The 7,390-nt window shown below is 70.1% G+C and carries 8 protein-coding genes; 2 read left to right on the top strand and 6 right to left on the bottom strand.

Annotated features, from left to right (window positions below; translation table 11 throughout):
- Positions 1 to 216: 216 nt before the first annotated feature.
- From JNK30_RS07340 to JNK30_RS07330, 3 genes are all read right to left on the bottom strand, one after another.
- Positions 217 to 630, bottom strand: coding sequence for a DUF2147 domain-containing protein (locus JNK30_RS07340; protein WP_293481408.1), 414 nt, complete (start codon positions 628 to 630; stop codon positions 217 to 219).
- 61 nt (positions 631 to 691) lie between these two features.
- Positions 692 to 2,053: an ATP-binding protein gene (locus tag JNK30_RS07335; RefSeq protein ID WP_293481407.1), complete on the bottom strand. Its 1,362-nt coding sequence runs from the start codon at positions 2,051 to 2,053 to the stop codon at positions 692 to 694.
- Positions 2,054 to 2,114: 61 nt separating this feature from the next.
- On the bottom strand, positions 2,115 to 2,825 hold the full coding sequence (locus JNK30_RS07330; protein WP_293481406.1) for a response regulator transcription factor: 711 nt from the start codon (positions 2,823 to 2,825) through the stop codon (positions 2,115 to 2,117).
- A gap of 220 nt (positions 2,826 to 3,045) precedes the next feature.
- Between JNK30_RS07330 and JNK30_RS07325 the strand changes: the two genes are divergently transcribed.
- A complete protein-coding gene (locus JNK30_RS07325) occupies positions 3,046 to 3,933 on the top strand; it encodes a branched-chain amino acid aminotransferase (RefSeq protein ID WP_293481405.1) in 888 nt (295 codons plus the stop codon).
- Between the two features lie 81 nt (positions 3,934 to 4,014).
- Here JNK30_RS07325 and JNK30_RS07320 read toward each other — a convergent pair whose 3' ends face one another.
- The 3 genes from JNK30_RS07320 to JNK30_RS07310 form a co-directional block, all read right to left on the bottom strand.
- Positions 4,015 to 4,416 (bottom strand): hypothetical protein, encoded by a 402-nt coding sequence (locus JNK30_RS07320; protein ID WP_293481404.1) that lies wholly within the window; start codon positions 4,414 to 4,416, stop codon positions 4,015 to 4,017.
- Positions 4,417 to 4,512: 96 nt separating this feature from the next.
- Entirely contained in the window at positions 4,513 to 4,866 is a 354-nt protein-coding gene (gene folB / locus JNK30_RS07315; protein WP_293481403.1) for a dihydroneopterin aldolase, read from the bottom strand.
- A 17-nt stretch (positions 4,867 to 4,883) separates the two neighbouring features.
- Positions 4,884 to 5,612, bottom strand: coding sequence for an SDR family oxidoreductase (locus tag JNK30_RS07310; RefSeq protein ID WP_293481402.1), 729 nt, complete (start codon positions 5,610 to 5,612; stop codon positions 4,884 to 4,886).
- 308 nt (positions 5,613 to 5,920) lie between these two features.
- Here JNK30_RS07310 and JNK30_RS07305 point away from each other — a divergent pair, with 308 nt between their 5' ends.
- On the top strand, positions 5,921 to 7,363 hold the full coding sequence (locus JNK30_RS07305; RefSeq protein ID WP_293481401.1) for an aldehyde dehydrogenase family protein: 1,443 nt from the start codon (positions 5,921 to 5,923) through the stop codon (positions 7,361 to 7,363).
- Positions 7,364 to 7,390 lie beyond the last annotated feature (27 nt).

The raw sequence follows: 7,390 nt of genomic DNA, 5'->3' as shown, positions 1-7,390 counted from the left end.
ACCGCCCAGAACCTGCGCAAACTCGCCAAGCTGATACCGGCCCCGGCTCTCCCGGCGCCCACCTGAGCGGTAACGCCGCCGCTCGCGCTTCAGCAGGCCAACCCCGCCAGCGCCCCGAACGCGGCCTTCTTCAACACAATCCACCCCTTGCGGACGTTCAGGGAGTCCGCTTCAGGGCGCTTCAACCTGTTCCCAGCTTATGCGTGCACGACCTAGCTAGCCCCGCCGCCAGGTCTGCGCCTGGCACACCATCAGGATGCAGCCCTCCACCTTCAGCGTCCCGTTGGCGTTGATGGTGAGCTTGCTGTCGTAGGTCTTGCCGGTGTTGGGGTCGTAGATGCGCCCGCCGGTCCACTTGCCCGGTCCCGCCGGCTTGAAGCCCCACATCATCAAGAGGCCCATGATCGGGCGCGTCCGCAGATTGGGGTCGGGGTTCGCCCGGTCGGTGGCCTTGGCGTCGGCCGGGTTCCTGAGCCAGACGATGTTCCCGCACAGCCGGCCTCCGGCGCAGGGCGCGAGCCGGACCTTGCCGCTGCCGGAGGGGTTCATCCATTCGCCCTCCACGGGATCGGCCGCGAAGGCGGGCGTGGCGGCGAGCGCCAGGACGGCGGCGAGCACCAGGTTGCGCATGCGGATCCCCCTTGCCTGGGCGGAAGCTTCGCCGTCGCCCGTGAACTCCCGATGAACGCCGCTATCCCGGCAGCCGCACGACCGCGCGCAGGCCCCCGAGCGGCGAGCTGTCGAGGTGGATGTCGCCCCCGTGGCCGCGCGCGACGTCCCGCGCGATGGCGAGGCCCAGGCCCACGCCCTTGGTGTTCTGGTTGCGGCTCTCGTCCAGGCGCACGAACGCCTTGAACGCCTCCTCGCGCCGCTCGGCCGGGATGCCGGGTCCGTCGTCGTCCACCACGATCTCCAGGCCGGCCGTGGTGCGGCGGACCGCCACCTCCACGCGGTCGCCGTGCGCCGCGGCGTTGGTGACCAGGTTGGCCAGCGCCCGCTTGAGCGCGCTCGGCCGCGCGGTCGCCGTCAGGTCGGGGTCGGCGCTCACCTTCACCTGCGCGCCCATGCGCCGGGCGCCCTCGACCACCGCGTCCAGCAGCGGCCGCAGCCGGACCGCCTCGGCCGCCTCGCCGCCCTCGCCGCGGGCGAAGGCGAGGTACTCGTCGACCATGTGCTCCATCTCCGAGACGTCGCGCTTCATCTCGGCGGTGCGCTTGTTCGGCTCGGCCAGCGCCAGGGCGAGTTTCAGCCGGGTCAGCGGCGTGCGCAGGTCGTGGCTCACCGAGGCCAGCAGCGCGGTGCGCTGCTCGATGTGACGCTGGATCCGGGCGCGCATATCCAGGAAGGCGGTCGCCGCGGCGCGCACCTCCTTGGCGCCGTGCGGCTTGAACGCCTCCACGTCCGCGCCCCGCCCGAAGGCCTCGGCCGCATTGGCCAGCCGCTCGATAGCGCGCACCTGGTTGCGGATGAACAGCAGCGCGATGGCGGTCAGCAGCACCGTCGCCACCGTCATCCAGAGCACGAAGATGTGCCCCTGGGTCGCGAACGCCCGCTCGCGGGGCGCCAGGATCCGCATCACCCCGCCCTGAACGCCCACGCGGATGTCCACGTAGGCGGGGTAACGGGTGGTGTCGAACCAGAGCGGGGCGTCGATCCGCTCGCTCAGCGCCCGGTCCAGCGAGCGGTCGATAGGCGCGAAGAAGGCCTCCAGCAGCACCGGGGGGTCGCGCCGGCGCTCCGGCAGCTTGCGGCCGGGTTGCAGCGCGATGGAGAGGCTCATCGACTCCTCCGCCCGTTCGCTGAGCTTGGCGAAGGCCTCAGGTGTCGGGTCTTCCTTGTAGCTCTCGACCGCCCAGGCGATGTCGCCCGCCAGGCCCTCGGACAGTCGCGCCGTCACGGTCTGCCAATGGGCGTCAAAGAAGACGTAGGTCACCGCGATCTGCATCAGCGCCACCGGCAGCACGATGATCAGCAGCGACCGCGCGAACAGTGTCGCCGGCAACTGCCGCTTCAGCCACCGCACCAGGACGCGGAAGGAGGAGGGGAGCTTCATGGGGTCGCCCCCTGCGCCTCGCCTCCCCGGACGGGGGAGGTGAGTGGTTTGACCGTCCCCATCAGTCCGGCGCCAGGCGATAGCCGACGCCGCGCACGGTCTGCAGGTAGCGCGGAGCCTTCGGGTCGTCCTCGATCTTCCGCCGCAGCCGGGTGACCTGCACGTCGACGGCGCGCCCGGACGGGTCGACCGAGCCGCGCGCCAGCTCGAGCCGGTCGACCGCCTCGTGCGGGGTGCGCGCGAGCTGACGCAGGAGGGTGACCTCGGCCTCGGTGAGCCGCACCGGCTCGCCCGCGCAGCTCAGCTCCCCCCGTTCGGCGTCGAAAGCGCAGCGGCCCAGGGAAAGCGGTCCCTCGGCCTGGGGCCTGGCGTCCGCCGCGCGCCGCAGGATCGCCTCGATGCGCAGCAGCAGCTCCTCGGGCTCGAACGGCTTGCCGAGGTAGTCGTCGGCGCCCAGCTTCAGGCCCTCGATTCGGTCGGACGACTCGCTCCTCGCCGTCAGCATCAGGACCGGCGTGCGCCCGGGCGTTCCGCGCTGCTCGCGGAGCCATCGGGTCAGCGAGAAGCCGTCCTCGCCGGGCATCATCACGTCGAACACCGCCAGGTCGAAGTCGAGCGTCGTCAGCAGCCGGCGCGCCGGCGCGCCGCCCGCCGCGGCGGTGACGCGGAAGCCCGCCCGCGTCAGGTACTCCTTCAGCAGGTCGCGGATGCGGTCGTCGTCGTCGACGACCAGCAGGTGCCGCGCCCGGGCTGGAGCGTCCGAGAAGCTCATCCGAAGCCTCCGCCGCGGCGTCGTTCGCCGTCCGCGCGCAGTATGGCGCGCAAGGCGCCCGCGCCGTCCAGTCCACGCGGCCCGCCCGCGTCACGGCCCCGGATCGCGGGCGCCGAGCCCGGGCCACTCATGGCGGCGTGGCCTTCGTGGAACCCAATTCGTTTGACGCGAACGGAATGGGCAGGTTCAAGGAACCGCTGCGAAAGGAGGTACTCCGCAAATGTCTATCGTTCCCTTCGACGATCGCGACGGATGGATCTGGCTGGATGGCCAGTTCGTGCCCTGGCGCGAGGCGAAGGTGCACGTACTCACCCACGGCCTGCACTACGCGTCGGCCGTGTTCGAGGGTGAGCGGATGTATGGCGGAGAGATCTTCGAGCTGACGGCGCATACCGAGCGTCTGTTCAAGTCCGCGGAGATCCTGGACTTCGAAATCCCGTTCACGGTGGCCGAGATCGACCAGGCCTGCAAGGACGTGTGCGCCAAGAACGGCCTGACCGACGCCTACATCCGCCCGATCGCCTGGCGCGGTTCGGAGATGATCGGCGTGTCCGCGCAGAACACGAAGATCCACGTGGCCATCGCCTGCTGGGACTGGCCCTCGTACTTCTCCCCCGAGGAGAAGGCCAAGGGCATCCGGCTCACCTGGGCCAAGTACAAGCGCCCGAGCCCCGAGACCGAACCGGTCCATGCGAAGGCCACCGGCCTCTACATGATCTGCACCATCTCCAAGCACGCCGCGGAGAAGGAGGGCTACACCGACGCGATGATGCTCGACTATCGGGGCTACATCGCCGAGAGCACCGGCTCGAACGTGTTCTTCATCAAGGACGGCGTGATCCATACGCCGACCCCCGACTGCTTCCTGAACGGCATCACGCGCCAGACGGTGATCAAGATCGCCCGCAAGAAGGGCTTCGAGGTCATCGAGCGGCACATCAAGCCCGAGGAGCTGTCGACGTTCTCGGAGTGCTTCGTGGTGGGCTCCGCCGCCGAGGTCACGCCGGTGGCCGAGATCGGGGAGTACCGGTTCCGGCCGGGCAACATCTCGCTCAGCCTGATGGACGACTACGCCCGCCTCGTGCGGCGCGAACTCGTCGACGCCTGACGTCCTTTGCCGACTCCGGCCGGTCGCCGGGGACCCCTCCCACGCACGCGTGGGAGGGGCTGGCGCTGTTTCCTTCGGGTCCTACGCCAGGACGGCGTAGGGGCGGGGGTGGGGCTCGCCGCGGCTCAGGTAGACCAGGCCCACGATGCAGCGGACGCCGAACCACACCGGCGGCACGCACCAGATCAGGCCGGCCAGGCCCCAGAACACGAAGCCGACGAGCACGATCGTCAGGGGCAGGCCGATCACCCAGATGACGCCGCCGACGATGCCCGCTCCGACCGCCAGGAGCAGGAAGCCCCAGAAGGTGCGGATCAGGTAGGTGTAGTGCGTGCGCATGTCGGGGCCGGCGGTCCCCTGCTGGGCGTGCGCCATGATGGCGCCGATGATCGTGGTCACGCCCGCCGTCGCGAAGCCGAGCAGGTAGAGCGCGTAGCACACCGCCGGCATCGTCTTGTCTTCGGTGCGGTAGAGATCGGTCATCGCAGGTTGTCTGGTCCTCCGGCCCGAGGATCGGGCTTGCACTACAGATGGACCCGGAAAGGCGTAACGAAAAGCGCCGCCTGCGTTACAAATTGCTCACCCGCGCGAGACGACGATCTCCACCCCGGCGCCGACGGCGTGGGGCGCGAGCGCCAGGGGTTTCTCGATCCGCACCCGGGCGCGCGTGACCCGCGGATCTTCCAGGCAGGTCTGCGCCAGCCGGTGCGCGAAGGTCTCCACCAGGTCGATGTGGCCGCCGGCGGCGAGGCCCTGGGCTGCGGCGAGGATGGTCTCGTAGTTCACCGTCTCGCTGAGGCGGTCCGAAGCGTTGGTGGGGACGTCGAGCTCCACGTCCACGATCAGGGGCTGCACGCGGCCGATCTCGTGCCGGTAGACGCCGATCTGGGCCTGCACCTGGAGGCCGGTGACGAAGATCTTGCTGGCGGTCAACGCTCCTGAGGCGGGGGTCATGAGAGGTGCTGGCCGGAATCCACGGCGATCATCTGGCCGGTCACGGCTTCGGCGTCGATCAGGTAGCGCAGGGCCGAGGCCATCTCGCGCGGCGCGGACGGCCGCTTCAAGAGGGTGCTCGCCACTTCGGCGTCGAAGGCGGCCTGGTCCTGGTGGATGGAGGGCAGGGTGGGGCCCGGCCCGATGCCGTTCACCCGGATCCGCGGCGCCAGCGCCTGGGCCATCATCCGCGTGGCGTCCCAAAGGGCCGCCTTGGACAGGGAGTACGAGAAGAAGTCCGGCCGCGTGCGGAAGACCCGCTGGTCCAGCACGTTGACGATCAGGCCCGCGCGGTCAGGCGCCAGGCGGCGGGCGAACGCCTGCGACAGCACCAGGGGCGCGCGCAGGTTGGTCTCCATGTGCAGGTCCCACGACGCCCGGTTCATGTCGGCGAAGCTGTCGTCCTCGAAGACGGACGCGCAGTTCACGAGCAGCGTGACCGCGCCGAGTTCGGCCTCGGCCTCGCCGACGAGGGCGACGGTCTCGCTCTCCTTGCGCAGGTCGCAGATGACGATGCGCGCTTTCCGGCCGCGGGCGCGCACCTCTCCGGCGGCGGCCTCGGCGTCGTCGTCCATCGCGCGCACATGCAGGGCGACGTCATAGCCGGCCTCGGCTGCGGTGGAGGCCAGCACCCGGCCGATCCGCCGCGCGGCGCCCGTCACCAGTGCTGCGCCGCGGCCGGTCACGAGCGGGGCCTCAGTCGAGGCGGCCGAACTCGAACAGGTTCAGCGCCGCCATGACGGCGATGAACGCCACGATCATCAGGATGCCGCCCATGTAGCCTCCGGTCACTCTGCCGGTCCGGGCTTTAGCGACGCCGGCGGCGCGCTGCAAGGCCGGGCGGCCCCCTTCGGGCGGGGAAAGCGCGCAACTTCGCGTCCTGACGCCGCGTCAGGGGCTTCCCCCCTTAACGCTGATCACTAAAATGAGCGTTTGAAGGGTGGGGCGAAAGCGCCTCCGTTCCCAAACGAACAAAGACTTCCAGGAGGACGTCATGCGCGAGTACCTCAAGTTCTACATCGACGGCGAGTGGGTCGATCCGGCCGAGGGCCTGAAGACGCTCGACGTCGAGAACCCGGCCACCGAGGAAGTCTGCGGCAAGATCGCGCTCGGCTCGGCGGCCGACGTCGACCGGGCCTGCAAGGCCGCCCGCAAGGCGTTCGCCTCGTGGAGCCAGACCAGCCGCGAAGAGCGCCTGGAGGTGCTGGGCCGCATCCTCGCCGAATACCAGAAGCGCTTCGGCGACCTCGCCACCGCGGTGACCGAGGAGATGGGCGCGCCCGCCAGCCTCGCCCAGCGCGCGCAGGTTCCGATCGGCATGGCCCACCTGGCCACCGCCGCCGAGGTCCTGAAGACCTTCAAGTTCGAGGAAGACCGCGGCCCGACGATGATCGTCAAGGAGCCGATCGGCGTCTGCGGCTTCATCACCCCGTGGAACTGGCCGCTCAACCAGATCGTCTGCAAGGTCGCCCCGGCCATCGCCACGGGCTGCACCATGGTGCTGAAGCCGTCCGAAGTGGCGCCGTTCAGCGGGCACATCTTCGCCGAGATCATGCACGCCGCCGGCGTGCCGAAGGGCGTGTTCAACCTCGTGCACGGCGACGGCCCGACGGTGGGCGCGGCGATCTCCAGCCATCCGGAAGTCGACATGGTGTCGTTCACCGGCTCGACCCGCGCCGGCATCGAGGTGGCCAAGGCGGCCGCCCCGACCGTGAAGCGCGTGGCGCAGGAGCTGGGCGGCAAGAGCCCGAACATCGTCCTCGACGACGACGCCTTCGCCAAGGGCGTCGCCCGCGGGGCCTCGACGGTGATGACCAACTCCGGCCAGTCGTGCAACGCGCCCACCCGGATGCTCGTGCCGAAGGGCCGCATGGACGAGGCGATCGCGGTGGCGCGGGAGACCGTGGCCCAGGTCACCGTCGGCGATCCGAACGGCAACGCCCAGCTCGGCCCGGTGGTCTCGAAGGTCCAGTTCGAGAAGATCCAGAAGCTGATCCAGAAGGGCATCGACGAGGGCGCGACCCTGGTCATCGGCGGCACGGGCCGCCCCGACGGCCTGGACAAGGGCTACTATGTGAAGCCCACGGTCTTCGCGAACGTGACCAACGACATGACCATCGCCCGGGAGGAGATCTTCGGGCCGGTCCTGTCGATCCTGGGCTACGACAGCCTCGACCAGGCCATCGAGGTCGGCAACGACACCGAGTACGGCCTGGCCGCCTATGTCCAGGCCGGCGACCTGGAAAAGGCGCGCAAGGTGGCGGCGAAGCTGCGGGCGGGCCAGGTGTCCATCAACGGCGGCGGCGGCGACATGATGGCCCCGTTCGGCGGCTACAAGATGAGCGGCAACGGGCGCGAGTGGGGCGACTACGCCTTCCACGAGTTCCTGGAGACCAAGGCCATGCTCGGCTACGCGCCGAAGCCCGCCGCGGAGTAGGGCTCGCCTCGCGCAACGAAGGGCCGC

It is taken from the genome of Phenylobacterium sp., assembly GCF_016793225.1.
Lineage (GTDB): Bacteria > Pseudomonadota > Alphaproteobacteria > Caulobacterales > Caulobacteraceae > Phenylobacterium.
This window is presented reverse-complemented; position numbering and strand designations above follow the sequence as displayed.